The organism is Brevibacterium sp. CCUG 69071 (assembly GCF_021023135.1).
GTDB lineage: Bacteria > Actinomycetota > Actinomycetes > Actinomycetales > Brevibacteriaceae > Brevibacterium.
The window spans coordinates 21,382-48,301 of record NZ_PGFV01000001.1 but is presented as its reverse complement, the minus strand read 5'-3'; the positions used below and the strand labels follow the sequence as shown (position 1 = coordinate 48,301).

Here is a 26,920-nt window from a genome sequence, read left to right as displayed (position 1 = left end):
CGCACATCGACGCGAGGTTCACCGTCGCGAACTGATCGCGGAGACGGGCAACGCCGGGGATGCTGCTTGAGCATCCCCGGCGTTTCGCGGTTCATCAGAGTTCTCAGCCGAGCGGGCCCGGCTGAGATTTCACGCAATCAGGCCTTTGCGGTTTCCTTCTTCGGTGCCGGCTTCGAATTCGCCGCCTCGACGAAGTTCTTCCGCGGCACATCGAGATCGGCCAGCGGCATGCTGTCGCGACCGACGACGGCATTGATGATCCAGTTGCCGAAGACCTTGACCTTGCGGTCGACCGTCGGGATCGCGTAACCATGGTAGGCGCGGTGCATGAGCCAGGCGAGGACTCCGCGAGCCTCGAAGTCGCCCATCTGGGACACGCCCTTGTACAGTCCGAGGCCAGCGACGGTGCCAATGGTCTTATGGAAGTACTGCTTGAACTCGGTCTCTCCGCGCAGAGCGGCGAGAACATTGGCTGCCAGCACCGGGGCCTGACGCACGGCGTGCTGTGCGTTGGGCACGCAGTAGCCGCCAACGCCGCCACCGGAGAGATCGGGCACGGCGGCATTGTCGCCGGCCGCCCAGGCGCCCTCGACGACGCCGTCGTCTCCCTCGACGCGGAGGTCGGCACGCACGGTCACGCGACCGCGTTCGTCCAGGGGCAGATCGGAATCGACGAGGATGGGGTTGGCCTTGACACCGGCCGACCAGACGATCGTGTCGGCGTCGAATTCCTCACCGTTGGAGAGCTTGATGTGCTTGTCGGTGCAGTCCTGGAGGAAGGTCTCGAGGTAGACGTCGATGCCGCGTTCGCGCATGTGCTCGACGACCCAGCGGGCCTGAGCCTCGCCGACCTCGGGCATCACACGATCGAGGGCCTCGACGAGCACGAAGCGCACATCGGCCTCGGTCAGCGTCTCGTACTGAGCCACGGCGGAACGGACGACGTCCTCGAGCTCGGTGAGCAGCTCGATGCCGGCGAAGCCGCCGCCGACGAAGACGAAGGTGAGTGCCTTGCGACGCTCTTCGTCATCTTCCATCAGCGAGGCATCGGCCAGACGCGAGAGGAGGTGGTCACGCAGGGCGACGGCTTCTTCGATGCGCTTGAGCGCGATCGCGTGCTCCTTGAGACCCGGGATCGGCAGGGCGCGGGCGACGGAGCCGGCGGCCATGATGATGTGGTCGTAGTCGAGCTCGAAGGCCTCGTCGTTCTCAGGCTCAACGGTGACGAACTTGTCGGCGTGGTTGATCGAGGTGACCTTGGCGGTGATGACCTCGGCGCCGTTGAGGTTGCGGCGCAGCGGCACGACGGCGTGGCGAGGTTCGATCGAACCGGCTGCCACCTCGGGGAGGAACGGCAGGTAGGTCATGTACGGGTTGGGATCGACCACGGTGACGGTGGCTTCGCCCCGTCCGAGGTTCTTCAACAGATTCTGTGCGGTGACGAGACCGAGGTAGCCGCCACCGACGACGAGGATTCGAGGACGCAGTTTTGAGTTTCTGATGAGTGCCATATCCCCATCCTAGGCCCTTGTGAAAACTTTCACTAATTGTTTCTGCGACGGATGCCGATCCCCCAGATCAGAGGCACCGGAAGCGTCAGCTCGGGCCGCGGACCGCTCGCGCAGGAGAGGCAGCGGGCCTCGAATCACCTGCGGCGGCGGAGGAAGACCACGGTCGAGATCACGAGCAGCACCACCGCGACCAACCCACCAGCGGCCAACACGGAGAAGCCGAGCTTCGGAGTCGATTCCGAGGCCGCGACGTCTGTGGGCGCCACCGCCTTCGGACTCTCATCCTCGGCCGGGGAAGCCGTTTCGGTCTCGGTGGAGTCGGCATCGCCGCGACGGTGCATCTTCACCCAGTCGGCGAGTTCCTCTTCGGCCGAGGGCACGGACTTCGGGACATCGGACTTCAGCGCCGCCTCGGGGTCGAGTCGCCCCCAGCCGACGATCGGATCGGGTTTGTCCTTCTTGCTCGTGCCTTTGTGCCCGGAGACAGGCTCGGCGCTCGAGAGCAGTTTGGCACGGACCTCGTCGGCGGACAGGTCCGGGTCATCGGCGCGGATGAGCGCGGTGACCCCGGAGACCACGGGAGAGGCGAAGGAGCAGCCCTGACCCTCCGCGTATCCTCCGGAGTAGTACGGGATCGGAATGTCGGCGGCCGGTCCCATGAGGTCGACTGCGGTTCCGGGGGCCGTCGAGTCGGCGAGCACCTTGCCGTTCTCACCGAGGCCGCCCACGCCGATGACGCCTGGAACGGTCGAGGGCGACCAGGCCTGCGTCGCTCCCTGAGAGGCATTGCCGACGCAGGCGACGATGACGACGTCCTTCTCATACGCGTAGGCGAAGGCCTCGTCCCAGCTCTCGGGCCAGGCCGGGTCGTCCCAGCCCAGAGACATGTTGATGACCTGGGCGCCCGAATCGACGGCCCAGCGGATCGCCTTGTCGGCCTGTTCTCGGGTGGACCCCGACTCCTTCGGCCGGTCCGGGCCCAACCACATCGAGGCCGAGAGGATGTCGGCATCGGGAGCTACGCCCATCGGCCCAGCGCCTGTGCCCTGGCCGGCGATGACACCGGCGACCGCGGTGCCATGGTGGATCGTGGACTTCCCGCCGATCGGGGTGGTCCCGTCCTTGTCGAGTCCGCTGAAGTCCTTGGCCTTGCTCACGACTCCTTCGAGGTTCTCGTGGTCGGAATTCACTCCGGAGTCGATGACAGCGACCTTGACACCCTTGCCGGTCGACTTCTTCCACATCTTGTCGATGCCGTAGTCCTTGATGAACCACTGCCCCGGGCCTGCCTCGGGAGCGGCCAGGGCGGGCTGCGTCGTGCCGATGACGAGTCCGAGGACGAGGGTCCCGATCACGGTGAGCCTGGTGCTCCGTTCAGCGACGTTCCCGCGACTCACGCGTGAGGCGCGCGGACGCAGAATCGAGGGCCGGGTCGGCTTCACGACTGCGAGCGCGCAAGATCGAGCGCGGTGCCGTCGAGGATGTCCGTTTCGGAGATCATGATGTCGAGGTCTCCCCCGCCGGCCTCGACCGCCTCGGCGATCCGGGCGATGACCCGGGAGAACAGGAGTCCGCCGGCGGCGATGACGTCGACGCGTCCGGGATGCATATACGGCAGCGCTGCCCGGGCTTCACGGTCCAGGCTCAGCAGCTGCCGGGCCTCGGCGTCGACGTCCGAGACGCTGAGACGGGCCCCGTGGATCTTCTCCCGCTGGTAGCTGTCGAGACCGAGGACTCCGGCCGTGATGGTGGTGACGGTCCCGGCGACGCCGATGAACGTGCGCGGGGCTGCGAAATCGACGACCTGCGCCGCCTGGTCGAGCTGTGCGTCGATGTCGGTCAATGCTGTTCGGATCTGCTCGTCGTTCGGCGTCTCCACGGGCATGTGACGTTCGGTTAGTCGCACCGAGCCGATGTCCATGCTCACGGCGGCCTCGACGTCCCTGGTGCCGAGGACGAGTTCGGTCGAGCCTCCGCCGAGGTCCATGACGAGGAACGGGCCGGCTTCGGTCGGCAGGTCTGCGGTGACGCCGAGGAACGACAGGCGTGCCTCTTCGTCGCCGGTGACGACATCGGGGACGACGCCGAGGATGGAGAAGATGCCGGCGAAGAATTCGTCACGGTTGCGTGCGTCTCGACTCGCCGAGGTGGCGACGAACCTCAGCTTCTCCGGCGCATACTCCGCGGCCACCTCGGCGTATTCCCGAGCCACGGCGAAGGTGCGTTCGAGCGCTTCCGGAGCGAACTCCCCCGTCGCGTCGACCCCCTGGCCGAGACGCACGATCCGGGTCTCCCGACGCAGGTCGGTCAGGGTGCCGTCCTCGGCGACATCGGCGATGAGCAGGCGGAGTGAGTTGGTTCCGCAGTCGAAGGCGGCTACACGCATGAGTGTCCTACTCTTTCGTCTCGGAGACAGGTGGCACATCGGTCATGAAGGAGATCGCACGGTCGCCGATCGGATTGGTTCCCGGCCCGGCGGCCAGGGAATGCCCGACGAGGGCGTGGAGGCATTTGACCCGGGTGGGCATGCCGCCGGCGGAGTAGTCCTTGATCTCGACCACCTCGGCGATTCCCGCCTTCTCACCGATCTCGGAGCGCGTGGCGAGGTAGGCGGAATGGGCCCGCGCATAGGCGGTGGAGAGCTCTTCGTCCTCGCTCAGCTCGGTCGTCCATTCGGCCATGATTCCGGAGGCTTCGAGGCGTGAGCATTCGGCGACGTAGGCCGGGTGGGTGAGGTAGAAGGTCGTGGGGAACGGGGTGCCGTCTTCGAGGCGGGGCGCGGTCGCCACCACGAGCGGGTCACCGGAGGTGCTGCGTGCGGCGATGCCGACCACTCCGCGGGGAACGCGTCCGAGCTGGTCCTCGAGCTTCGCGAAATCCGCCTCGGTGCAGTCTGTGATCATCAGCCCTTCTCCACTGTATTGCCGACCTCTTGAATCGACTCCAGCAACTCAAGGTACCAGGCTTGCTTGCGAACCGGGCGATCCGTATCCGAATCGTCATCCTCGATGGCTTCCTGGTTCGTCACGATGACTGCGTTCTTCCCCTCCTCCACGTAGTACTGGTCCTCGCGGGCCTTGCGTTTGATGTAGTCGGGGTCCTTGAGGTTCTCGTTCTTCTCCTCGAGGCTCTGGACCTCGGACTTCGTGGTTTCGATCTCGTTGTTCAGGGCCGCGATCTGCTGGGCCTGCTTGAGTGCGGAGTTGATGGGTGAGAGGAATGCCAGGAGCACGATGGCGATGACGGCGAGGAATATTCCGGTGCGCCAGGAGAGCCGACGGCGGTGCACCTCGGCGGTGGTGTCGGCCTCGACGACCGGTGTCGGGCGTCGACGGGGAGTGGCTCTGCCCGGAGCCGATTTGGGGGCGCTTCTTCTGGGCTTGCTCGGAACCATGACTCTTTCCTCTGCGGCCGGGGATGGGGAAGGCGGACGCAACACATCCAAGTCTGCCGTGCCCCGGGTGAAGGTGCGAGGATTTGCGCCGCGTGGCGTGTTCGATTCCCTCACGGCCTCGCGCGCGTCGCGGTCATCGTGCGCGTCGCCGCCCGCGCCGCGGTCGTCGCGCGCGCCGCCGTCGTCGCGCGCCGCATAAACACACACATGTGACATAACCTCGCGGGCTTCCGGTATGTTATGTCATTTTCACGTAGGGATGCCGTTCACAGGCACTCCAAATGCCCGAGGCGCGACGCCACTCGGCCGCGAAGACGCTCGCACCACCACACCACCTCACAATCGCGCCGCCGCCCCACCCCGTTGAGTTATCCACAGGCTTATCCACACTTTCATATGTGTTCATTGCTGTTTACTATCGTTTGATGCATCTTAGATGAATGTACAAACTGCTGCGCACTCACCAGATCACCCGGCTCGGCTTCACTCATCGAGACATCCGCCGCGCACAATGGTGTTGCCTCCGTCGACTCTCCTACGGCGTGTACCTCGTCAAACACGTCTGCGAGGAGAAGGCTCATCGACCGCTGTGGGCGAGCATCGAGGCCAATCTCCACGAACCATTTAAGGAATACGGAGACATCCGCGACGAGACCGCGGCACTCAACGCCTCGGTGATGGCGCGTTTCGCCGTCCGACAGCGACGCAACAGCGACGATCCGGACTCCTCTCGCGAGCCGGAGATCTTCTCACATATCTCCGCCGCTCTCATCCACGGTCTGCCTGTCGCCTACCCGGTCACCCGGCAAGCCGAGGTGATGCGGCTGGGCATCAATCGCCGGTTCAAGAGCATTCATGTCCGGGGCGGCATGATTCCCCGATCACACCACCAAATGATCGACGGCGGCGAAGTGACCACGCTCGAGCGCACCCTCGTCGATGTCGCACGCAGCTATGGCCTCGACATCTCGGTGACCATGCTCGACGATGCGCTGCACCGAAAGATGACGACGAAGGAGAGGATCCGTGTGGTCTTGGCTCAGTGCCGTGAGAAGCGCAATACGAAGAAGGCTGTGCTGGCTCTCGAACTCGCCGACGCACGGCGCGAATCGCCTGCGGAATCGATCGCCGCGGTGCGCTTCTATCAGCACGGCATCCGCGGCATGGAACCCCAGGTCAAGTTCTGGGCCGAATCCCTGGGCCGAACCATTCGCGTGGACTTCTGCCATCAGGCAGCTCGCCTCATCGTGGAGATCGACGGGATCGGCAAGCTCTACCTCGGCTCGGGCGTCCCTCGCGATGAGCTCGAGAAAGAGCGACGCCGTGAGCAGTGGCTCCGCGATCGAGGGTGGCGGATCATCAGGGTCAGCTGGAAGGAGCTGTTCAGAGACGCCAGATTCTTCGAAATCTCACGGGCCATCGCCTCGTCGCGAAAGGCTCCCGCGTGAACGACAAAAACCGCGAGTGACACGTCCTACAGTTGCACCCGTAGGACATGTCACTCGCGGTAGGTTATGCGGCTAGAAGCTCACACGGCGCGGCGTGAGGACCGCGGCTCGCGGCCCCGAACGACCCGTGGCAGCGCCTCAGCCATCGAAGCGCGGGAAGGCGCCGCGACCGGCGTAGCGGGCGGCGTCGCCGAGCTGCTCTTCGATACGCAGCAGCTGGTTGTACTTCGCCACACGCTCTGACCGGGCAGGAGCACCGGCCTTGATCTGACCTGCATTGGTCGCCACGGCCAGATCGGCGATCGTCGTGTCCTCGGTCTCGCCCGAACGGTGCGAGATCATCGTCGTGTACCCGTTGGTCTGGGCCAGGGCCACGGCATCGAGGGTCTCGGTCAGGGTGCCGATCTGGTTGACCTTGACCAGCAGCGAGTTCGCGGTCGAGTTGTCGATGCCGCGCTGCAGGCGCTCGGGATTGGTCACGAACAGGTCGTCGCCGACGAGCTGGACCTTTGAACCGATCGATGCGGTCAGCGTCGCCCAGCCGTCCCAGTCGTTCTCGTCGAGGGGGTCCTCGATCGAGACGAGGGGGTACTTGGCGAGCAGCTCCTCGTAGTAGGCGGCCATCTCCTCGGCGGTCTTCTTCCCGCCTTCGAAGTCGTAGACGCCGTCGTTGCAGAACTCCGAGGAGGCCACATCGAGAGCGACGGCGATGTCACGGCCGGGACGGTGGCCGGCCAGTTCGATGGCTTCGAGGATGAGGTCGAGAGCGGCGGCGTTGGACTCGAGGTTAGGCGCGAAGCCGCCCTCGTCGCCGAGACCGGTGGAGAGTCCGCGGTCTTTGAGAACGCCTTTGAGCGCGTGGTAGACCTCGACGCTCCACTGCAGGGCCTCGTGGAAGCTCGCCGCACCGATCGGAGCGATCATGAATTCCTGGATGTCGACATTGGAGTCCGCGTGGGATCCGCCGTTGAGGATGTTCATCATCGGCACGGGCATGACATGGGCGTTCGGTCCACCGAGGTAGCGGTAGAGCGGAAGGTCCGCGGACACGGCGGCCGCTCGGGCCACGGCCAGCGAGGTGCCGAGCATCGCGTTGGCACCGAGTCGGGACTTGTTGTCGGTCCCGTCGAGCTCGATCAGGGCCTGGTCGACAAGGCGCTGGTCATCGCTTTCGAGGCCGACGATGACCTCGTCGATCTCGTCGACGACGGCTTCTATGGCGTTGGCGACGCCCTTGCCCAGGTAGCGCTCCGGGTCACCGTCGCGCAGTTCGACAGCTTCGAACTCACCTGTGGATGCGCCGGAGGGAACTCCGGCACGGCCGACGGACTCATCGGCCAACAGCACTTCCACCTCGACGGTGGGATTTCCCCGGGAATCCAGGATTTCACGGGCGTTTGCGGCAACGATCTCAGCCACTGATTACTCCTTTGCAATTGGTTTCACATGGGGAACATGTGCCTGATGAACAGCTTAATGCACCGCGCCGCCGGGCTCACGCCGGTTCCGAGGACGCCGCCGGCCCGAGCAGAGCCGACCGCAGCCGGTCCGGGGTCGCGGGGTCCATTCCGTGTGCCAGCAGGTAATCCTCGACACCGCGGGGACCGTACTCGTCCGCGAGCTGGTCGAGGATCCGATCGAGGAGTTCCGGCGGTGCCGCCGTCGCGGTCTCGGCGAGGTTGCCCGAAATTCCGGCATCGGAGAAGTTCCTGGTGATCGACTCGAGAAAGCCACCGGAGAGATGCGTGGAGGTGATCGCGTATTCCTCGATGATGTCCTGCCTGCCCACGCCGAGGAGGTCGAGCAGGAACGCGGCCACCATGCCGGTCCGGTCCTTGCCGGCCGAGCAGTGGAACACCACTCCCGTCTCTGCATGTGCGGCGACGGTGTCGACGGCGAGCGCGAGCCTGTCGCCGAAGTGAGCGATCATCAGATCGTAGATTCGACGAAGCGAGCGGTCGCTGAGGTCCATCCCGGTGGCCTTCGCCGCGGCCTTCATCTCCTCCCGACTCAGCGGTGTGGTGGGGAAGAAGTGGTCACCGAAGATCGGCAGTTCGATGTATTCGACGTCGAGTCCGGTCAGCGCATCCGGCAGCTTCGACCTCTCCCCGATGTCCCGGAGGTCGACGACGGTGCCGACACCCAAGGACCCGAGATCCGCCCGTGCCCGATCGGTCAGCTGGGCGAGCCCGTCGGCGCGGAAGATCTTTCCTCGGCTGACGGTCGAATCCCCCGCCGAGGTGGGGGAACCACCGATGTCACGGAAGTTGAAGGTGCCCTCGATATCGATTCGCTCCAGACTCACCGCTGCGTCTCCCCCGCTGTCTTCTCCTCGGCCTTGATCCGTCGGTATTCGCGCTCAACGTACTCGAGCGCGGGCATCTCACCGTCCTTGCCGTCATCGCCGAAGGCCAGCGGATGCCGGCGGATGAGCTTCTGCTCGAGGCCGTCGAGGATGAGACCCAATGTGTGTCCGTAGTCTTGAGAGTCGCTCTCGTCGAGCAGGGCGGAGTGGAAGAGGACCTGGTAGAAGACGTCGCCGAGCTCTTCGACCACGGCCGCCCGATTGCCTGCACTCGCCTCGGCGGTGAAGCGGTCGAGGGCTTCGACGAGTTCCTCTGTCTCCTCCCGGGCGTACTTCTCGAGACTCGTGTGATCCTGGATGCTCGACCACGGGCAGCGCCTGCGCAGGGTCGCCATCGCCTCGATCACGCCGTCGGTCCGCGCTTGGCTCACGTCCGTTCCCTTCCCTCCGACACCGCCGGAATCATCGGAATCACCGACTTCGCCCGAATCTCTCCGGTCATCGGTCCGCTGACAAGAAGGGCCCCCATCGCAGCTGCGATGGGGGCCGACTTCTTCATTACTTGGTGAACTTGTCCTTGACGTCTTCGCCGAAGTCCTTGACCTTCTCACCGACATCCTTGGCCTTGGCCTTGAGCTGATCGGTCGCGCCTTCGGCCTTGAGCTCGTCATCGCCGGTGACGTCACCGACGGTCTCCTTGGCCTTGCCGCCGAACTCTTCGGCCTTGTTCTCGAACTTGTCGTCAACGCCCATGGCAGATCTCCTTGGTCGAATGGAGCGGATTTTCCCGTGCTTCGCACTCTACGCCATGAACGCACGCCCGGGGGAAATCGCGTGCGAACAGCCATCGACTTCTCAGAGACCGCCTCGACCGCCGACCGCAGCGGCGGTCACAGCAGCGGCCGGTCGAGCCCGCCCACCCTCAGGAGAGTCGAGATCGCTCGGTCACTCCGAACCGGCCTCGACCGCCTCGGAGGCGACGACGGGCACGATCGCGTCGAGGAACTGATGGGCCCAGCGCAGGATGTCCGAGTCCGTCATCTCCTTCGCATCGAAACCGCTGCCGGCCTTCGGCTTGGGCACCAGAACCGACCGGATCGCGGGTTTGAGCAGGGACTTCGGGTACAGGCGTTTGAGCCGCACGACCTGGGAATCGGCGAGTTCGAGAGGTCCGAAGCGAATGAAGTTGCCTTGGCTGACGATGTCGTTGACGCCCGAGGCCTTCGCTCGGATCCGCAGCCGGGCGACGTCGGCGAGGACGCCCACCGGCTCCGGGTAGGGACCGTAGCGGTCGACGAGTTCGTCAAGGACCTCCTGCAGCTCCTGCTCGTTCGCCGCCGCCGCAAGCTTCCGATAGGCCTCGAGTCGCAGCCTCTCGTGATCGACGTACTCGGCGGGCAGGTGAGCGTCGACGGGCAGTTCGATGCGCATATCGGCTTCGGGCTCGGTGTCCTCGCCGCGGAACTTCGCAACCGCCTCACCGACGAGCCGGACATAGAGGTCGAAGCCGACCCCTTCGATGTGTCCGGACTGCTGACCGCCCAGCAGGTTGCCGGCCCCACGGATCTCGAGGTCCTTCATCGCCACCTGCATGCCCGCACCCAGCTCGGTGTGGGCGGCCAGGGTCGTCAGCCGATCGTGGGCGGTCTCGGTCAGCTGCGTCTCCGGCGGGTAGAGGAAGTAGGCATAGGCCCGTTCCCGGCCGCGTCCCACCCGACCGCGCAGCTGGTGGAGCTGCGAGAGGCCGAAACGGTCGGCATGGTCGATGATCAGCGTGTTCGCATTCGCGATGTCGATGCCGGTCTCGACGATGGTCGTGCACACGAGCACGTCGTACTTCTTCTCCCAGAAGTCGACGATGACCTGCTCGAGGCGGTGTTCGTTCATCTTGCCGTGGGCGATGGCGATCCGCGCCTCGGGAACGAGTTCGGCGAGGTGGCCGGCCACAGACTCGATGTCGCTGACCCGGTTGTGGATGTAGAAGACCTGGCCCTCGCGCATGAGTTCGCGTCGGATCGCAGCCTTGACCTGCTTGTCCTCGCGTTTACCGACATAGGTCAGCACCGGGTGGCGCTCCTCGGGCGGAGTCGCCAGGGTCGACATCTCACGGATCCCGGTCACCGCCATCTCCAAGGTGCGCGGGATCGGGGTCGCCGACATCGCGAGCACGTCGACGTTCGTGCGCAGCGCCTTGAGCGTCTCCTTGTGCTCGACGCCGAAGCGCTGCTCCTCATCGATGATGACGAGCCCGAGATCCTTGAACCGCACCTCGCCGCTGAGCAGCCGGTGGGTGCCGATGACAAGGTCGAGGGTGCCCGCCGCGAGATCCTCCTTGGCCTTCTCCGAGGCCTGTTTGGTCTGGAAGCGTGAGAGCGCCCCCACCGTGACCGGGAACCCCGAATAGCGTTCGGCGAAGGTCTCATAGTGCTGCTGGACGAGCAGGGTGGTGGGCACGAGCACCGCCACCTGCTTGCCCTCCTGGATCGCCTTGAAGGCCGCCCGAACCGCGATCTCGGTCTTGCCGTAGCCGACGTCGCCGCAGATCAGTCGGTCCATCGGGACCGGCTTCTCCATATCGGATTTGACCTCGTCGATGGTCGTGAGCTGGTCGGCGGTCTCCACATAGTGGAAGGCGTCCTCGAGCTCCCGCTGCCAGGGAGTGTCGGGGCCGTAGGTGTGGCCGACCGTGGCCTGACGTGCCGAGTAGAGGCGGACGAGTTCGCCGGCGATCTCCTTGACGGCCTTGCGCGCCTTGGCCTTCGTCGTCTGCCAGTCGGCGCCGCCCATCTTGTTCAGACTCGGGCTCTCCCCGCCGACATAGCGGCTGACCTGGTCGAGAGCGTCGCTGGGCACGTACAGGCGGTCCCCGGGCTGGCCGCGCTTGGCCGGGGCGTATTCGATGATGAGGTATTCGCGGGTGTGCTTGTCCGCACCCCGACCCGAGGTCCGCTGGGTCATCTCGACGAATCTGCCGACCCCGTGCTGGTCGTGGACGACGTAGTCGCCGGGAGCGAGGTTGAGCGGGTCGACCTGGTTGCGCCTGCGCCGGGTGGGCAGTCGGCGCATGTCCCGCGTCGAAGTGGCCGCCGCGCGGCCGAGCACATCGGCTTCGGTGAGCACCGCGAGTCGGAGGTCGTCGAAGACGAAGCCGCCGAAGGACGCGGCCGTGGTCACGGTGACCAGCGCCTCGGGGAGGTCGGTGGGATCGTCGACGAAGGTCGCGGGCACTCCGGCTTCGGAGAACACCTCGACCATGCGGCGTCCCGGACCCTGACCCTCGGTGAGGACGAGGATGCGCCACTTCTCGTGGACGAGGCCTTTGACATCGGCGAGGATCGCCTCGACGTCTCCTGCGTAGCCCTTCGGGGCTCGTGCGGGGATCGCGAAGACATTCTCGGTCGGCGAGACGAGCTCCTCATCGGTGGCGAAGCCGCCGAGGCGCCACCAGGCCAGACCGATCAGGCCGGCCCCCTCCTCCATCTCGGCCAAGGTGCGGAAAGTCGCCGCCGAGAGGTCGATCGGAGTCTCTCCCCCGCCCGCGGCGCCCGACCAGGCGGCCTCGAGGAACTCGTTCGTGGTCTCGACGAGATCGGCCGCGCGGGCTTCGACGCGTTCGGGCTCGGTGACGATGATCTTCGTCGCCGCCGGCAGCAAGGCGATCATCGGCTCCATACCGTCGGCGAGCACGGCGGACAGGGACTCCATGCCTTCGACGGCGATGCCGCCGGCGATCTTCTCGAGCATGTCGGCCGCCGCCGGCAGGCTCGGGGCCAGATCGGCCGCGCGCTGCCGCACGGACTCGGTCAGCAGCAGCTCCCGGCAGGGCGGGGCCGAAAGCTGCAGGGGTCGATCATCCTCCTCGGCGGGGATCGAACGCTGATCGCTGACGGAGAATTCGCGGATCTCATCGACCTCGTCGCCGAAGAACTCGATGCGCAGGGCGTGATCGGCCGTGGTCGGGAAGATGTCGACGATGCCGCCGCGCACCGCGAACTCCCCTCGGCGCGAGACCATGTCGACGCGGGAGTAGGCGAGTTCGGTCAGCCGTTGCGCGAGGCCCTCGATCTCGCAGTCGTCACCGACGGCCAGCTCCACCGGTTCGATGTCCCCGAGGCCTTTGGCCAGCGGCTGGAGGAAGGCGCGCACCGGCGCGATGATGAATGTCAGCTCCCGGCCCGGAACGGGATGGGCCAGGCGGCGGAGGATCTCAAGGCGCTGGCCCACCGTGTCCGACCGCGGGGACAGCTTCTCGTGCGGCAGGGTCTCCCAGCTGGGGAAGACCGCGATCGTCGACTCCGGAACCCAGTCGGCCAGGGACGCGGCAAGGTCCTCGGCCTCTCGCGTGGTCGCGGTGACGATGAGCTGAGGCGCCGAGGAGGCCTGCCCTTCGGCACCGGCCAGGACGGTGCGGCGCAGGATCGAAGGCCACAGGCCCTTGATCGCGTCGATCGTTCCGCCGGTCGTGCTCGCATCGTTGAATGCTTCGACGAGGCGGGTGATGGTCGGATTGCGGCGTGTGAGATCGAGTCCGTTGAGCACCACACGATTCTAGTCCACGGCACGGACACCGCGCAGGCGCGGCAAAGGCGGACCACCTCGGCGCGGGAGGGCGGGTACTGGACTCTAAGCCGGGAGCGAAACGTGTGAGGATGAGACCATGGTCACAACGAGAACCGTCCTTGCGGGCTTGGCCGCGACGGCGCTGCTGCTGTCCGGGTGCACCGCCGAGGGCGATGACGAGGTCGCTGTCGCCGAACGCTGGGACTTCCACACCCGCCCTGAGCTCGACCCGCCGAAGGTCGATATCGACTCGACGACCATGCCGTCCGACGACGAGGAGCTCGAGACCTTCATCGCCCCGAAGGGTCAGACCGACGCCGATGACACCTCCTGGGTCGGCGGGCTCATCCTCGATTCCGCGGGCGACCCCCTCTGGATCCGCGGGAACTCCGGACAGATGTGGGACCTGCGGGTCCAGGAGTACCAGGATGAGCCGGTGCTCACCTGGTGGGAGGGTCTGGCGGAGACCCCTCACACGGCCGGGGAGGTCGTCGTGCTCGACGACAGCTATCAGGAGATCGCCCGCGTCGGCATGGGCGGTCAGCTGCCCACGGACACCTCCGATCTGCACGAGACGACGATCACCGACGACGACACGATGCTCCTGCTCTCCTATATCAAGACGCAGACCGATCTCAGCTCTGTCGGCGGGGCCACCGACGGCTGGGTCTGGGAAGGTGTGGTCCAGGAGGTCGACATCGAGACCGGAAAGCCCCTCTTCGAATGGCGCTCGCTCGGCGACGTTCCCGTCGATCAGTCGGAGGCCCCACTCAAGGACGGGGAAGGCACTGAGGAGGAACCCTTCGACTACATCCACCTCAATTCCGTGTCCGACGACGACGGTGGGAAGTCCCTCCTCGTCTCCGCCCGCAACACCCATGCCGTGTACCAGCTCGACCGGGAGTCGGCCGATCTCAACTGGGTCCTCGGCGGCAAGGCCACGGACTTCGAGATGGGCGAGGGTGCGGCCTTCGCCTGGCAGCACGATGCCCAACGTCAGGACGACGGGACCCTGACCCTGTTCGACAATCATGCGGCTCCGCGTCTCGGGGACACCAGGGGTCTGCGACTCGACGTGGATGAGAAGAGCAGACGCGCCGAGGTGGTCACCGAGTATCCGGCCCCCGACGATCGGTCCTCGGGCAGTCAGGGAAATCTGCAGGAACTCGACAACGGCAATGTCGTCGTCGGGTGGGGTTCGCAGCCCTACGTCTCGGAGTTCACGAAGGACGGGCAGCTGCTCTCAGATCTCACCTTCACCGGCGGGTCGAACTACCGGGCCTACCGCTTCGACTGGCACGGCAGGCCCACGGCACCGCCGACGGCGACGAAGTCCGAGCCCGAGGCGGGAGTGACGCGGATCCACATGAGCTGGAACGGTGCCACGGACGTGGCGGCCTGGCGGATCCTCAGCGGCGATGACGAAGAGAATCTGAATGAGACGGCCGTCGTCGACCGTCAGGGCTTCGAGACCGCGGCCGATGTCGAACCGGAAGGATCGCGGATCATCGTCGAGGCCCTCGATGACGACGGCGAGACGCTCGGCTCCACTCGGGTGCGGCCCGGAAACGGCTGATCCGATCCGAGCGGGATCGACAGAATCGATCCGACCCGGGAACGACCGAATCGATCCGACCCGAGAACGCCCGATTCGATCTGACCGCGTGCGGGTGATTCTCTGCGCTCACGAACGGCGGTTCGCGGGTGCGCAGGCCCGAACATCTCGAGTCTGTAACAGGGTTAACGGATCGGTCACGATTGTCCGGCACCCCCGGTTTTTCGGGGTTCTCCAATCTTCATGACCCACAATTGGACCATGAGTTCCAAACAGTCCCCTCGCTTCTCCGCAGCGGAATCCCAGTTCCTCTTCGGCGCCGAATCCCCCTCCTCGGAATCACCGCAGGTCGCACAGCTGCGCACCACCGTCGACCGCAACCATCACCTCTCACGCTTCGTCCCGGTCATCGTGCTGTTGGCGATCATGTGGGTCGTCGAGATCGTCGATGCGATCCTGCCCGCCGACCTCGATGTCCTCAGCCTGCAGTCGTGGAACCCGCTCTCGCTCTACGGCCTCGTCACCTCGCCGCTGCTGCATTCGGGCTTCGGCCACCTCATGGCCAACACGTTCCCGTTCCTCGTCCTCGGACTGTTCATCGCCTTCGAAGGGGCCCGCCGATTCTGGCTGGTCACCGGCATCACCGCTCTGGCCTCCGGCCTCGGCGCGTGGCTGACGACCTGGCCCGGACATCACATCATCGGCGCCTCGGGCATCGTGTTCGGGTTCTTCGGCTACCTCGCCGTGCGCACCTGGTTCACCGATGACGTCATCCGCAAGATCATCTACTTCGCGATCGGCCTCATCGTCTTCGTCACCTACGGCGCCTCGATGGTCTTCGGGATGCTCCCGCAGGGCGACGGCATCTCCTGGCAGGGCCACCTCTTCGGCTTCGCCGGCGGCGTCTTCGCCGCGTGGCTGCTCCACCGCAAGCGCCCGGAGCTCGCCGCGACGAAGAAGTGACGATCGCGGGCTCGGTCAGCCGTTCCCCGCGCCTGTCTCAGCGCGAGTGAAATCGCTGTTGGACCGCCTCGAGGCCCTCGTTGATGAGCATCTCGACGGCGTCGGCGAGATCCGAGACGAAGATCGGCAGCGTGGTCCGTTCGTCCTTGGAGAAGGGTTTGAGCACGTAGTCGGCGGTGTCCTGCCGACCGACCGGTCGCCCCACCCCGGCGCGGATGCGCAGATAGTCCTTCGTCCCCAGCACCGAGGTCATCGAGCGCAGTCCGTTGTGGCCGCCCTCTCCCCCGCCGCGCTTCGCCTTGATCGTGTCGAAGGGGATGTCGACGTCGTCATGGACGGCGATGATGCGCTCGGGTGCGATCGAGTAGAAGTCGGCGAGCTGTCTGACCGGTCCGCCCGACTCGTTCATATACCCCGTCGACGTGCCGAGCACCACCCGCGGTCCGGGCAGACCGGGCACTGTGCCGGTCGGCAGCCGGCTGGTGCCGACGTTCGAGCGCAGCTTCGTGCGGGTGAGGGTGACTCCGATGCGGTGAGCGAGTTCGGCAACGACCATCTGCCCGATGTTGTGGCGGGTCGATTCGTACTTCGGGCCCGGATTGCCCAGACCGAACACCAGCCAGGCTTCGTTCGTCATCGCCGTCCTTCACTCCTCGTATGCTTGTGGAACAAGTTCGGTGGGCCGTTGACTCAACGACCCACCGAACTCTCGACTCAGGCTGCGTCCCCCACATCGGCGCAGCCGATGCGCGGGAGCAGATGAGTGAGATCACTCCTCGTCGGAGGACTCATCTCCTTCGGAGTCGCCTTCCGACGACTCGCCTGCGGTCTCTTCGCCCTCTGCGGTCTCTTCGTCGGTCTCATCCGCATCGGACTCGGTGTCCATCTCGGCCTCTTCGGAGACGTTGACGACGAGCAGCTCGGGATCGGCGACGAGTTCGACACCGGCGGGCAGTTCGATCTGACCGGCGAGCAGGTGCTCGCCTGCGGGACGGCCTTCGACGTTGACCTCGATGAGCTCGGGCAGCTTGGTCGCATCGGCCAGGATGGCGACGGTCGACTCCTCCTGGGAGACCATGGTTCCCGGAGCGGCTTCGCCGATGACGTGGACGGGCACGTCGACCTCGATCTTCTCACCGCGCTTGACGATGATGAGGTCGAGGTGTTCGATCTCGCGGCGGACGGGCTCGATCTGCACGTCGCGGGCGATGGCCAGCACGTTCTTCGAGCCGTCGGTGCTCTCGATCTCCAGCAGGGCGTTGGCGTGCTTGAGGGCCATCATGGTGGCGTGGCCTTCGAGCGAGATGTGGACGGGCTCTCCGCCGTGGCCGTAGACGACCGCGGGGATGCGTCCGGAACGGCGGATGCGGCGGGCAGCGCCCTTGCCGAATTCGTCACGGGGTTCGGCGATGAGTTTGAAGTCAGCCATTTTCTCTCCTTCGTGGTGAGGTATTCATCAGCACCACGGCGAAACAGCCACCATCCGCACGGAAGGCTGCGTTCATCGGCCCGAGTTCGGGCCACGCAGCTGCGTGGGTCAGGACCGCGTCGATCACGGAGACAGGAGTCTCCCTCGCCGAGGCAACCAGCTCAGTCTACGGCAGAGTCCTCGTCGCTTCCAAGTCAGCCGGTCACCGCCTCGGCGCAGGCTTCGAGGCCGGTCTCGGTGAGCAGAATGTCGTAGTGGTTCGTGCCCGGAACGTCGATGACGTTCATCTTCGGCCACCTCGCCGTGTAGTCTGCGACCAGTTCGGGAGGGTAGAGCCCTGGTTCGGCGGCGACGAGATCCCGCTCGGCGAACAGGAAGGTGACCTCGGCCTGCCTGCGCTCATCGCCCATCACAGTCTCGAGCGCCTGCGCGTAGTCCTGTCCTGTGTACATATCGGCCGAGTCGGACTGCATCGCTTCGATCGAGGTCGAGGGTTGGAAGCTGTGGTCGTCCTTGGCTGCGAGGTCGTAGACGAAGCTCTCCGTGGCGACGGTGTCGAGCCCGTCGACGAAGGCCGGGTGGGCGGCGAAGAAGGCGAGATACTCCTCGACGCTCGCAAAGCTCATCGCCAGACGCTCCGCGGCTGGGCCGAGCACGGCCGCGATGAGGTCGTCGGTGTCGAGCTCCTCATCATTGAGATCATCGAGCGGATCACCGTGCGCATCGGCAACGGGCAGGGGAAGTCCGCCGTCGATGAGCACGGGTCCGCGAAAACGACGGGCCGCCTCGGCGGAGGACTCCTCATCCGTCGCGGTGCCGGCCACGGTCATCGCGACGAATCCGCCCATGGAGTGCCCGACGAGGGTCACCGGCCCTTCGGGGGCGAAGGCGTCGATGGCGGCGCGGACATCCGCGGCGTGGACGGCCATGCCGTAGGGGCCGGGCAGCAGCCGAGAGTCCGCACGTCCGCGCAGGTCGGGGCCGATGATGCGCACCCCGGGCAGGGCGGAGACCAGTCCGGCGAAGTACAGATGGTTCGAGGTGATGCCGTGGATGACGCACACGGTGGGCACGCGGCCGGGCTCGGCGGCCATCGGCTCCCAGACCCCGACGGACAGCTGCCCGCCGGTCACGTCAACGCGGTACCGGTTGTAATCGTGAGACGACATCGTCGCGGTTCCCTTCGCTCGGTTGTCTCCAGTGTAGAACGAACCCCGAACCGCAGGTGCGGTTCGGGGTTCGTCGGAGGGCCGGTCGGGCCTCCGCTGTTCAGATCGGGTCAGTTCGGATCTGGTCGGTTCGGATCTGGTCGGTTCAGACACGGTCAGTTCAGACCGAGCCCGCCCGGACCGTATCGGCTCAGACCTCGAAGAGGCTGGTGACCGATCCGTCCTCGAAGACCTCATGCACGGCGCGGGCGATGAGCGGCGCGATCGAGAGCACGGTGAGCTTGTCGAACATCTTGTCCTCGGTCAGCGGCAGCGTGTTGGTGACGATGACCTCCTGCGCCACGGAGTTCGACAGGCGTTCGACGGCGGGCCCGGAGAACACCGCGTGGGTCGAGACGACGATGACGCCGGTGGCCCCGGCGGCCATGCAGGCGTCGGCGGCCTGGACGATGGTGCCGCCGGTGTCGATCATGTCATCGACGAGCACGCACATCCGCCCCTCGACCTCACCGACGACGCGATTGGCCTTGGTTTCGTTGGGCCGGGTGATGTCGCGAGTCTTGTGGATGAAGGCCAGCGGGACCCCGCCGAGGGCATTCGACCAGTTCTCCGCGACCTTGATGCGGCCGGCGTCGGGTGAGACGACGGCGAGGTCGGTCGGATACTTGTCCTTAACGTAGCCGGCGAGGATCGGCATCGCGATGAGGTGGTCGACCGGGCCGTCGAAGTAGCCCTGGATCTGCGCGGTGTGCAAGTCGACGGTGATGATGCGGTCGGCACCGGCGGTCTTGTAGAGGTCGGCGACGAGACGGGCGGAGATGGGCTCGCGTCCGCGGTGCTTCTTGTCCTGCCGGGCGTAGGGGAAGAACGGGGCGATGACTGTGATCCGCTTGGCCGAGGCGCGCTTGAGTGCGTCGACCATGATCAGCTGCTCCATCAGCCATTCGTTGATGGGTGCGCTGTGCGACTGCAGGACGAAGACGTCGCAGCCGCGGACCGATTCGGAGAACCGGACATAGATCTCGCCGTTGGCGAAGTTGTAGATGTCGGTGGGGAGGAGCTCGGTCCCCAGGTTCTCTGCGACTTGTTCAGCGAGTTCGGCGTTCGCGCGCCCGCTGACCAGGACGAGCTTCTTCTCGCCCGCCGTCGTAATCTCATTCACTTGCCGGTTCCCCTTCGGTTGCGGCCTCGGCGGCCTGCGCTGCAGGCGTGCCGGGACGGTTGGCCTTGACCCAGCCCTCCAGGTTGCGCTGTGGCGCCACGGTGATGGCGAGCGCTCCTGCAGGGACATCTTTGCGCACCGTGGTGCTCGCACCCGAGTAGGCGCCGTCGCCCACTGTCACTGGGGCGACGTACATATTGTCCGACCCCATGCGTGCATGCTTGCCGACGACGGTGCGGTGCTTGTTGACGCCGTCGTAGTTGACGAACACCGAGGCGGCTCCGATGTTCGAGCCCTCCCCGATCTCCGCATCGCCGACGTAGGACAGGTGCGGAACCTTCGCGCCCTTGCCGATCTCGGAGTTCTTCGTCTCGACGAAGGTGCCGATCTTCCCGCCCTCGCCGAGGCTGGTCCCCGGTCGCAGGTAGGCGAAGGGTCCGACGTTGGCCGAGGGGCCGATGGCGGCGAGTTCGGAATGGGTGCGCACAACGTGTGCGCCGGCTCCCACCTCGGTGTCCTTGAGCGTCGAATCGGGTCCGATGACGGCACCGGCGGCGATGTCGGTGGCCCCGAGGAGTTGGACGCCGGGCAGGATGGTGACGTCCTGGCCGATGGCGACGTCGGTGTCGATCCAGGTGGTGTCGGGGTCGATGATGGAGACTCCGGCGCGCATGAACTTCTCGCACTGGCGGCGGTTGAGTTCTTTGCCGAGCTTGGCCAGCTGGACTCGATCATTGGCGCCTTCGACCTGCCACAGGTCATCGGTGGCGGTTGCGGCGACGGGGCGTCCGGCTTCGCGGGAGTGGCCGATGACGTCGGTGAGGTACTTCTCGCCCTGCGCGTTGTCGGTGGTCAGAGAGGCCAGGCCGGCGCGGAGGTCGGCGACGTCGAAGGCGTAGATGCCGGAGTTGATCTCGCGGATGGCGCGTTCGTCCTCGCTCGCGTCCTTCTGCTCGACGATGCGCAGCAGCGCACCGGAGGCGTCGCGGACGATGCGGCCGTATCCGGTGGGTTCGTCCACCTCGGCGGACAGGACGGTGACGGCATTGCGCGCGGATTCGTGGACCTCGACGAGGCTGCTGATCGTCTCCGCGGTCAGCAGCGGCACATCGCCGTAAGTCACAACCACGGTGCCGGAGAGGTCCTCGGGCAGCTGGGTGAGCGCGCATTCGGCTGCGCGCCCGGTGCCGGGGACCTCATCCTGGTCGGCGATGAGCACGGTCCGCGTCGAGGCGACCGGCAGCGAGTCGAGGTGAGCGACGAGCTGTTCGCGTTCGTGCCGGACGACGACGACGAGGTGTTCCGGGGAGGTGCCGGCGGCCGCGGCGACCGCATGATGGAGCAGGGACCGTCCGCCGATGGGGTGCATGACCTTGGGAAGGGTCGACTTCATTCGAGTTCCTTGGCCCGCAGCCAGGACGATGACGGCGGTGGGTCGGGTCTGCGACATTGTTGAATCCTTCGCAAGTCGGATTGGGCCAGCTCCGCCCATAGGATTCGAACCTATACTGCACGGCTCCAAAGGCCGGCGTGCTGCCATTACACCAGGGCGGAACAGCGTGCACCAGTTCAGGGCCCGCGCTCACGAGACACCATCATGCCACTACGATGAACGCTATGGAAATTCTACGGGAGATACTGCTGACCCTGCATCTGCTCGGCATGGCGATCATCGTCGGCGGGTATTTCACGGTCATCCGGTCCCCCAAAGTGCTGGCGGGAATGCTCCACGCCTCCTACCTCCAGCTGCTCACCGGACTGGCCCTGCTCACCCTCGCCGAGATGGGCGATGGGCAGGTCGACCATGTCAAGATCGGGCTGAAGCTCGTCATCGCGATCCTCGTCACCGTCTTCGCCTTCCTCGGTCGGCGGCAGGAGAAGGAGGCCACCGAGCAGCTCACACCCGGCCTCCCGGGGACGACCGCAGGACCTGCGGGGCCAGCCCGACCAGCGGGACCTGCGACTCAGACCATCGCTCCTGCGTCCGTGACCAACCCCTCGGCGAGACTGGCGCACCTGACCTTCTCCTTCGCCGTCCTCAACGTCCTCATCGCCGTCTTCCTCCGCTGAGTGCTACCCGACGGCGGCCCAGCACCCTCGCGCCAGGGTGCTGGGCCGACGTCACCTGTGTTTGGGAGTGCGGAGGGACGGCGGGATCGTGTCGTGTCAGCAGCGGACGGTATCGTTGTCCCCGACATGACTGCTGCAGCTGAACACCCCGCCAAGGCCGCCGCCGGAGCCGACTCCCGCACGGCAGAACTCCTCACCGGACTCAATCCCCGGCAGCGGGAGGCCGTGATCCACACCGGGTCTCCCCTGCTCATCGTCGCCGGTGCCGGATCGGGCAAGACCACGGTCCTCACCCGCCGCATCGCCTATGCCCTGGCCACCGGCCGCGCGCACCCCGGAGAGGTGCTGGCGATCACCTTCACGAACAAGGCGGCCAAGGAGATGGCCGAACGCGTCAGCACCATCGTCGGACCGGCCTCCCGGGCCATGTGGGTCTCGACCTTCCACTCCTCGTGCGTGCGGATCCTGCGCCGCGAGGCGAAGGTCCTGGGCATGAAGTCGAACTTCACGATCTACGACGCCCAGGACGCGCAGCGCCTGGTCTCGCAGATCCTCAAGGAGCTCGGCCTCGACACCAAGAAGTACGCGCCGCGGGCGATGCTGCACCGGATCTCCAACCTCAAGAACGATCTGCAGACCCCCGACGACTTCTCGCCGCGCCCGAACAATCCCGCTGACGAAGTGCTGGCCGATGTGTTCAAGCGCTATACCTCTCGGCTGCGCCTGGCCAACGCCTTCGACTTCGACGACCTCATCGCCGAGACCGTTCACCTCTTCGGGGCCTTCCCCGAGGTGGCTGACTCCTACCGTCGTCGCTTCCGCCACATCCTCGTCGACGAGTACCAGGACACGAACCCGGCCCAGTATGCGCTGATCAGGGCCCTGGCCGGTGACGGTGCAGGCGGTCCCTCCGGTGCGGAGCTGACGGTCGTCGGCGATGCCGACCAGTCGATCTACGCGTTCCGTGGGGCCACGGTGCGCAATATCGTCGAGTTCGAGAAGGACTTCCCAGACGCAGAGACGATCCTGCTCGAGCAGAACTATCGGTCGACGCAGAACATCCTCGACGCCGCGAACGCGGTGATCGCGAACAACGAGGACCGCAGGGAGAAGAAGCTGTGGACCTCCGAGGGCTCGGGCCGTCCGATCATCGGCTGGGTCGCCGAGAACGAGCAGGCCGAGGCCCGTTTCATCGTCGATCGCATCGATGACCTCATCGACGAGGAGAAGTACACCTACGGGGACTTCGCCGTCTTCTATCGCACGAACGCGCAGTCCCGTGCCATCGAGGACGCCTTGGTGCGCTCGGGTATCCCGTACAAGGTCGTCGGCGGCACGCGCTTCTACGAGCGCAAGGAGATCAAGGACGCCCTCGCCTACCTGCGCGTCGTGGCCAATCCCGATGACGATGTGAACCTGCGCCGGATCCTCAACGTCCCCAAACGCTCGATCGGCGACCGCACCGAGGGCATCATCGCCGACTTCGCCGACCGGGAGGGCATCAGCTTCTACACCGCGCTGGGGCGCCTCGATGAGATCGCGCACCTGAGTTCGCGGGCGGCGAGTTCGGTCGCGAAGTTCTATGACCTCATGCAGGATCTGGCGACCATCGCCGAGGCTGCGCCGCTCTCACGTGTCATCGAGGCGATCCTCGAACAGAGCGGCTACCTCGAGTCCCTGCAGAAGAGCACCGACCCGCAGGACGAGTCCCGGGTGGATAACCTCGCCGAGCTCGTCGCCGTGGCCGAAGATTTCGTGGCCACCCAAGAGCTCGCCGCCACCGAGGCAGAGGCCGAGGCGGCCGAGGGTGAGCCGACGGAGGGCGACGTGGCCGAGGGTGAATCGACGTCGGAATCGGCCGTCGCCGAGGTGGTCGCTGCCGATGCGTTCGCAGGCGTGCCGACCGAGGATGCCGCGAGCGAAGATCGCACGGAGTCCGTTCCCGAGACCGACGAAGCAGCCACCGAGGCCGAGACTGCGGATGGTCCTGCCCCGGGAGCCGGAGCGGCTTCGATCGAGCAGTTCCTCGAGCAGGTAGCTCTGGCCTCGGACACGGATCAGATTCCGGACGCGGAACTCGGTCAGGTCACGCTGATGACCCTGCATACGGCCAAGGGACTCGAGTTCCCGGTCGTCTTCCTCACTGGACTCGAGGACGGCGGATTCCCGCACGCTCGCTCCTTCGAGAATCCCAATGAGCTCTCGGAGGAGCGCCGACTCGCCTATGTCGGCCTCACCCGTGCCCGTCAGCGCCTGCTGGTCTCACGCGCGGAGACTCGCAGCATGTGGGGTCAGCCGCAGTACAACCCGCCGAGCAGATTCCTCGCGGAGATTCCCGAGAACCTCATCGAGTGGGAGAGCACCGGCAGCTTCTCCTCTGCCCTGGGCTCGGGATTCTCCTCCGGCGGCTACGGCTCATCAGGTTACGGCTCCGGGTCCGGCGGCTATGGATCAGGGTCGGGCGGTTTCGGTTCCTCCCGTGGTGGTTCCTCGCGCGGCTTCGGTGGGTCCTCCCGGTCCAGGTCGACCTCATCGTCCTCCGGTCCTGTCGCCGGCTTCCCGAATCGCATTCGACCGAATCGGGAAGTCATCACGGTCGCGGTGGGCGAGAAGGTCTCCCACGAATCGTTCGGTCTCGGCACGGTCACTGAGGTCAACGGTGTCGGCGACAAGACGGTTGCGGTCGTCGACTTCGGTTCCCTGGGGTCGAAGCGGCTCCTGCTGCGCTACGCTCCGATCGAGAAGCTCGGCTGAGACACAGTTCGGCCACGCGGTCGGACCCGGCGCGGCACTCAATCCCGTCGGTCAACGTGAAGCTCGGAGAAGTCGTCACTGGTGACGACTTTTCCGAGCTTCACGGTGGCCCACGGCAGAATTCACGGTGACCGACGCCAGAAAAGAAGAAGGCGCCGAGGAGAACTGTCGTTCTCCTCGGCGCCCATCCATGCCGGACGCGGCTATGGATTAAAGATCATTCGTTGCCAAGCTTGTCGTCGGCTCCGTCGCGACCCTGATTGATTTGGTCTTCGAACTTTCCACCGGTGACATTGTTGGCGGCATCAGAGGCCTTGTCCAGGCCCTGATCGCTGATCTCTTCACCCTTATCGCTATTCAAGGCGTCCTTGGCTTTGTTAGTGAGATCGTCCAGTCCCATGCTGTCTCCTTTCATCGGAAAAGGTTCGAAGCGAACCTGCTGACGTGTTTCACCCTGCCACTGATTCGGGTGCCACAACACCGGATTTCTGCCTTTCCCAGCGAATGCACAAGGTGACTTCGACTACACCCTCAGTAACTTCGATTCGCCAGTGTTCCAGCGCGAAAGCGGGACACGTTCCAGCGCGAAAGCGGAACGAGTTCTACCGTGACAGCAGGCCGAACTCTACCGTGAAAGCGGGACGACGAAGGCGATGCCGACGAGCAGCACCGCAAACAGCAGGCAGGTCACAATGTCGACGAGTTTCGACCTGTTCGTCCAGGCCTCTCCCCACACAGTGGGCAGCGCACGGACGGCGGCAAGGCCGGCAGGGAAGAGCGCGAGCACTATCGCCCCGAAGCGGAAGTCGACGAAGGCGCAGGCTCCGGCGATGCCGATGCCCAGCAGACATGCCAGGAGCACCCAGTCACGCCTGGCCGGGTTCGAGTAGCGCCGCTTCCAGTAGATCCAGCGCTTGGAGATCGGGCCTCGCCCGCGCCTGGCATGGCGCGGGTAGGCCGTGACCTTCTCAGTGGAAGAAATGGCGGCTCCCGGTCAGATACATCGTGATTCCTGCCTTCTCCGCGGCGGCGATGACCTCCTCGTCGCGGATCGATCCGCCCGGCTGGACGACGGCGGTGACTCCCGCATCGATGAGGATCTGGAGGCCATCGGCGAAGGGGAAGAACGCGTCGGAGGCGGCCACCGATCCGGTCACCCGGTCGGCTCCGGCTCGCTCGACGGCGAGCTTGGCGGAATCGACGCGGTTGACCTGACCCATGCCGACGCCGACGGAGGCCCCGTCCTTGGCTACGAGGATGGCGTTGGACTTCACTGCGCGGCAGGCCTTCCACGCGAACTCGAGATTGGCGAGCACCTCCGCCGAGGCGGCAGGACCGGCGGCCAGCGTCCAGTTGCCGGGGGCATCGCCCTCGGCTTGGAAGGCGTCGCGATCCTGGACGAGGAACCCCCCGGTGATCGGCTTGATCTCGGAGGCGGAGAAGTCGACATCGCCGAGTTCGAGCAGACGCAGGTTCTTCTTCGTCGAGAGGATCTCGAGTGCCTCGGCAGAGAAGGACGGAGCGGCCAGGCACTCGGTGAAGATCGGCTTGATGGAAGCGGCGAGCTCCGCATCGACCTCACGGTTCGTTGCGATCACTCCCCCGTAGGCCGAGAGCGAATCGCACTCGTGAGCGGCCTTGTGCGCAGCCGCCGCAGTGTCGGCGACGGCGATGCCGCAGGGGTTGGCATGCTTGATGATCGCCACGGCCGGGCGATCGAAGTCGAAGGCGGCGCGGATCGCGGCATCGGTGTCGGTGTAGTTGTTGTACGACATGGGCTTGCCGCCGAGGAGCTTCGCCCCGGCGATTCCGCGGGTCCCGTCGGAGTAGACGGCGGCGGCCTGGTGGGGGTTCTCCCCGTAGCGCAGGTCCGTGATCTTCTCTCCCGTCACGCCCGCGAACGCCGGCTGCGTAACGGATTCGGCCTGCGCATCGTCCGCCGAGGCGGATTCTCCGGAGAGTTCGGCGGCGAACCACGAGGCCACGGCCGTGTCGTAGGCGGCGGTGTGGGCGAAGGCGCGGGCGGCGAAGGCACGCCTGGCCGCAATGTCGAAGCCGTCGTTCTCCGCTGCGTCGATCACGGCCGCGTAGTCGGCCGGGTCGGTGATGACGGCGACGCTCGGGTGGTTCTTCGCCGCGGCGCGGACCATGGAGGGACCACCGATGTCGATCTGTTCGACGCAGTCGTCGAAGCCGGCCCCGCTGGCCACGGTGTCGGCGAAGGGGTAGAGGTTGACGATGACGAGATCGAAGGGTTCGATCTCGAGCTCATCGAGCTGGCTGAGGTGGTCGGCCTTGCGCATATCGGCGAGGATTCCGGCGTGCACCCGCGGGTGCAGGGTCTTGACCCGTCCTTCGAGGCATTCGGGGAACCCTGTCAGCTCTTCGACCCTCGTGACCTCGGCACCCGCCTCGGAGATCTTGGCAGCCGTCGATCCGGTGGACACGATCTGGACTCCGGCGGCGGCGAGTCCGCGGGCCAGGTCCTCCAGACCGGTCTTGTCGTAGACGCTGATGAGCGCTCTTCTGATCGCGCGGGTTCCTGTCACAGGTCCTCCTTGAAGGCTCGGTTGCCGATCCGTATGGGACATCGGCGGGTG

At 65.8% G+C, this 26,920-nt stretch carries 23 protein-coding genes and 1 tRNA gene; 5 read left to right on the top strand and 19 right to left on the bottom strand.

Annotated features, from left to right (window positions below; genetic code table 11):
- Positions 1-137: 137 nt before the first annotated feature.
- From CV023_RS00225 to CV023_RS00205, 5 genes are all read right to left on the bottom strand, one after another.
- Positions 138-1,511: an NAD(P)/FAD-dependent oxidoreductase gene (locus CV023_RS00225; RefSeq protein ID WP_230743456.1), complete on the bottom strand. Its 1,374-nt coding sequence runs from the start codon at positions 1,509-1,511 to the stop codon at positions 138-140.
- Between the two features lie 134 nt (positions 1,512-1,645).
- Positions 1,646-2,866: a S8 family serine peptidase gene (locus tag CV023_RS00220; protein WP_230743455.1), complete on the bottom strand. Its 1,221-nt coding sequence runs from the start codon at positions 2,864-2,866 to the stop codon at positions 1,646-1,648.
- A gap of 83 nt (positions 2,867-2,949) precedes the next feature.
- On the bottom strand, positions 2,950-3,897 hold the full coding sequence (locus tag CV023_RS00215; RefSeq protein WP_230743454.1) for a Ppx/GppA phosphatase family protein: 948 nt from the start codon (positions 3,895-3,897) through the stop codon (positions 2,950-2,952).
- A 7-nt stretch (positions 3,898-3,904) separates the two neighbouring features.
- Complete coding sequence (locus CV023_RS00210) at positions 3,905-4,414, bottom strand: DUF501 domain-containing protein (protein WP_230743453.1); 510 nt, start codon at positions 4,412-4,414, stop codon at positions 3,905-3,907.
- Positions 4,414-4,905: an FtsB family cell division protein gene (locus CV023_RS00205; protein ID WP_230743452.1), complete on the bottom strand. Its 492-nt coding sequence runs from the start codon at positions 4,903-4,905 to the stop codon at positions 4,414-4,416. Before CV023_RS00205 ends, CV023_RS00210 begins: the two co-directional genes overlap by 1 nt.
- Before the next feature lie 440 nt (positions 4,906-5,345).
- On the opposite strand from CV023_RS00205, the gene CV023_RS00200 reads away from it, so the two are divergent.
- Positions 5,346-6,353, top strand: a complete 1,008-nt coding sequence (locus CV023_RS00200) for a DUF559 domain-containing protein (protein ID WP_230743451.1) — start codon at positions 5,346-5,348, stop codon at positions 6,351-6,353.
- Positions 6,354-6,491: 138 nt separating this feature from the next.
- Here CV023_RS00200 and eno read toward each other — a convergent pair whose 3' ends face one another.
- The 5 genes from eno to mfd all read right to left on the bottom strand — a co-directional run bounded on the left by eno (position 6,492) and on the right by mfd (position 13,200).
- Positions 6,492-7,772 (bottom strand): phosphopyruvate hydratase, encoded by a 1,281-nt coding sequence (gene eno, locus CV023_RS00195; RefSeq protein WP_230743450.1) that lies wholly within the window; start codon positions 7,770-7,772, stop codon positions 6,492-6,494.
- Between the two features lie 76 nt (positions 7,773-7,848).
- Positions 7,849-8,658 (bottom strand): tyrosine-protein phosphatase, encoded by an 810-nt coding sequence (locus CV023_RS00190; protein ID WP_230743449.1) that lies wholly within the window; start codon positions 8,656-8,658, stop codon positions 7,849-7,851.
- Positions 8,655-9,089 (bottom strand): MazG nucleotide pyrophosphohydrolase domain-containing protein, encoded by a 435-nt coding sequence (locus CV023_RS00185; RefSeq protein WP_230743448.1) that lies wholly within the window; start codon positions 9,087-9,089, stop codon positions 8,655-8,657. The genes CV023_RS00190 and CV023_RS00185 overlap by 4 nt, the downstream gene beginning before the upstream one ends.
- Positions 9,090-9,216: 127 nt before the next feature.
- A complete protein-coding gene (locus CV023_RS00180; RefSeq protein ID WP_230743447.1) occupies positions 9,217-9,411 on the bottom strand; it encodes a CsbD family protein in 195 nt (64 codons plus the stop codon).
- 192 nt (positions 9,412-9,603) lie between these two features.
- A complete protein-coding gene (gene mfd, locus CV023_RS00175) occupies positions 9,604-13,200 on the bottom strand; it encodes a transcription-repair coupling factor (protein ID WP_230743446.1) in 3,597 nt (1,198 codons plus the stop codon).
- Between the two features lie 115 nt (positions 13,201-13,315).
- On the opposite strand from mfd, the gene CV023_RS00170 reads away from it, so the two are divergent.
- The gene (locus tag CV023_RS00170; protein ID WP_230743445.1) at positions 13,316-14,794 is read left to right on the top strand and encodes an arylsulfotransferase family protein; all 1,479 of its coding nucleotides are present in this window, start codon (positions 13,316-13,318) and stop codon (positions 14,792-14,794) included.
- A 240-nt stretch (positions 14,795-15,034) separates the two neighbouring features.
- A complete protein-coding gene (locus tag CV023_RS00165) occupies positions 15,035-15,736 on the top strand; it encodes a rhomboid family intramembrane serine protease (protein WP_230743444.1) in 702 nt (233 codons plus the stop codon).
- A 37-nt stretch (positions 15,737-15,773) separates the two neighbouring features.
- Here CV023_RS00165 and pth read toward each other — a convergent pair whose 3' ends face one another.
- From pth to CV023_RS00135, 6 genes are all read right to left on the bottom strand, one after another.
- Positions 15,774-16,373 carry an aminoacyl-tRNA hydrolase gene (gene pth, locus CV023_RS00160; protein WP_230743443.1) on the bottom strand — a complete coding sequence of 200 codons (600 nt, stop codon included), beginning with the start codon at positions 16,371-16,373 and terminating at the stop codon, positions 15,774-15,776.
- A 132-nt stretch (positions 16,374-16,505) separates the two neighbouring features.
- The gene (locus tag CV023_RS00155; protein WP_230743442.1) at positions 16,506-17,165 is read right to left on the bottom strand and encodes a 50S ribosomal protein L25/general stress protein Ctc; all 660 of its coding nucleotides are present in this window, start codon (positions 17,163-17,165) and stop codon (positions 16,506-16,508) included.
- Between the two features lie 194 nt (positions 17,166-17,359).
- On the bottom strand, positions 17,360-18,334 hold the full coding sequence (locus CV023_RS00150) for an alpha/beta hydrolase (protein ID WP_230743441.1): 975 nt from the start codon (positions 18,332-18,334) through the stop codon (positions 17,360-17,362).
- Positions 18,335-18,524: 190 nt separating this feature from the next.
- Positions 18,525-19,496: a ribose-phosphate diphosphokinase gene (locus CV023_RS00145; RefSeq protein WP_230743440.1), complete on the bottom strand. Its 972-nt coding sequence runs from the start codon at positions 19,494-19,496 to the stop codon at positions 18,525-18,527.
- Entirely contained in the window at positions 19,489-20,946 is a 1,458-nt protein-coding gene (gene glmU, locus CV023_RS00140) for a bifunctional UDP-N-acetylglucosamine diphosphorylase/glucosamine-1-phosphate N-acetyltransferase GlmU (protein ID WP_230743439.1), read from the bottom strand. Before glmU ends, CV023_RS00145 begins: the two co-directional genes overlap by 8 nt.
- Before the next feature lie 32 nt (positions 20,947-20,978).
- Positions 20,979-21,050 (bottom strand) — tRNA-Gln (locus CV023_RS00135).
- A 63-nt stretch (positions 21,051-21,113) separates the two neighbouring features.
- On the opposite strand from CV023_RS00135, the gene CV023_RS00130 reads away from it, so the two are divergent.
- Both CV023_RS00130 and CV023_RS00125 read left to right on the top strand, forming a co-directional pair.
- On the top strand, positions 21,114-21,566 hold the full coding sequence (locus CV023_RS00130; protein WP_230743438.1) for a hypothetical protein: 453 nt from the start codon (positions 21,114-21,116) through the stop codon (positions 21,564-21,566).
- A gap of 126 nt (positions 21,567-21,692) precedes the next feature.
- Positions 21,693-24,320 (top strand): UvrD-helicase domain-containing protein, encoded by a 2,628-nt coding sequence (locus CV023_RS00125; protein ID WP_230743437.1) that lies wholly within the window; start codon positions 21,693-21,695, stop codon positions 24,318-24,320.
- A gap of 217 nt (positions 24,321-24,537) precedes the next feature.
- On the opposite strand, the gene CV023_RS00120 is transcribed toward CV023_RS00125, so the two are convergent.
- The 3 genes from CV023_RS00120 to purH form a co-directional block, all read right to left on the bottom strand.
- Positions 24,538-24,720, bottom strand: a complete 183-nt coding sequence (locus CV023_RS00120) for an antitoxin (protein ID WP_139469677.1) — start codon at positions 24,718-24,720, stop codon at positions 24,538-24,540.
- A 225-nt stretch (positions 24,721-24,945) separates the two neighbouring features.
- Positions 24,946-25,182 carry a hypothetical protein gene (locus tag CV023_RS00115; protein WP_230743436.1) on the bottom strand — a complete coding sequence of 79 codons (237 nt, stop codon included), beginning with the start codon at positions 25,180-25,182 and terminating at the stop codon, positions 24,946-24,948.
- Positions 25,183-25,288: 106 nt separating this feature from the next.
- On the bottom strand, positions 25,289-26,911 hold the full coding sequence (purH, locus tag CV023_RS00110; RefSeq protein WP_269066992.1) for a bifunctional phosphoribosylaminoimidazolecarboxamide formyltransferase/IMP cyclohydrolase: 1,623 nt from the start codon (positions 26,909-26,911) through the stop codon (positions 25,289-25,291).
- Positions 26,912-26,920: the final 9 nt, after the last annotated feature.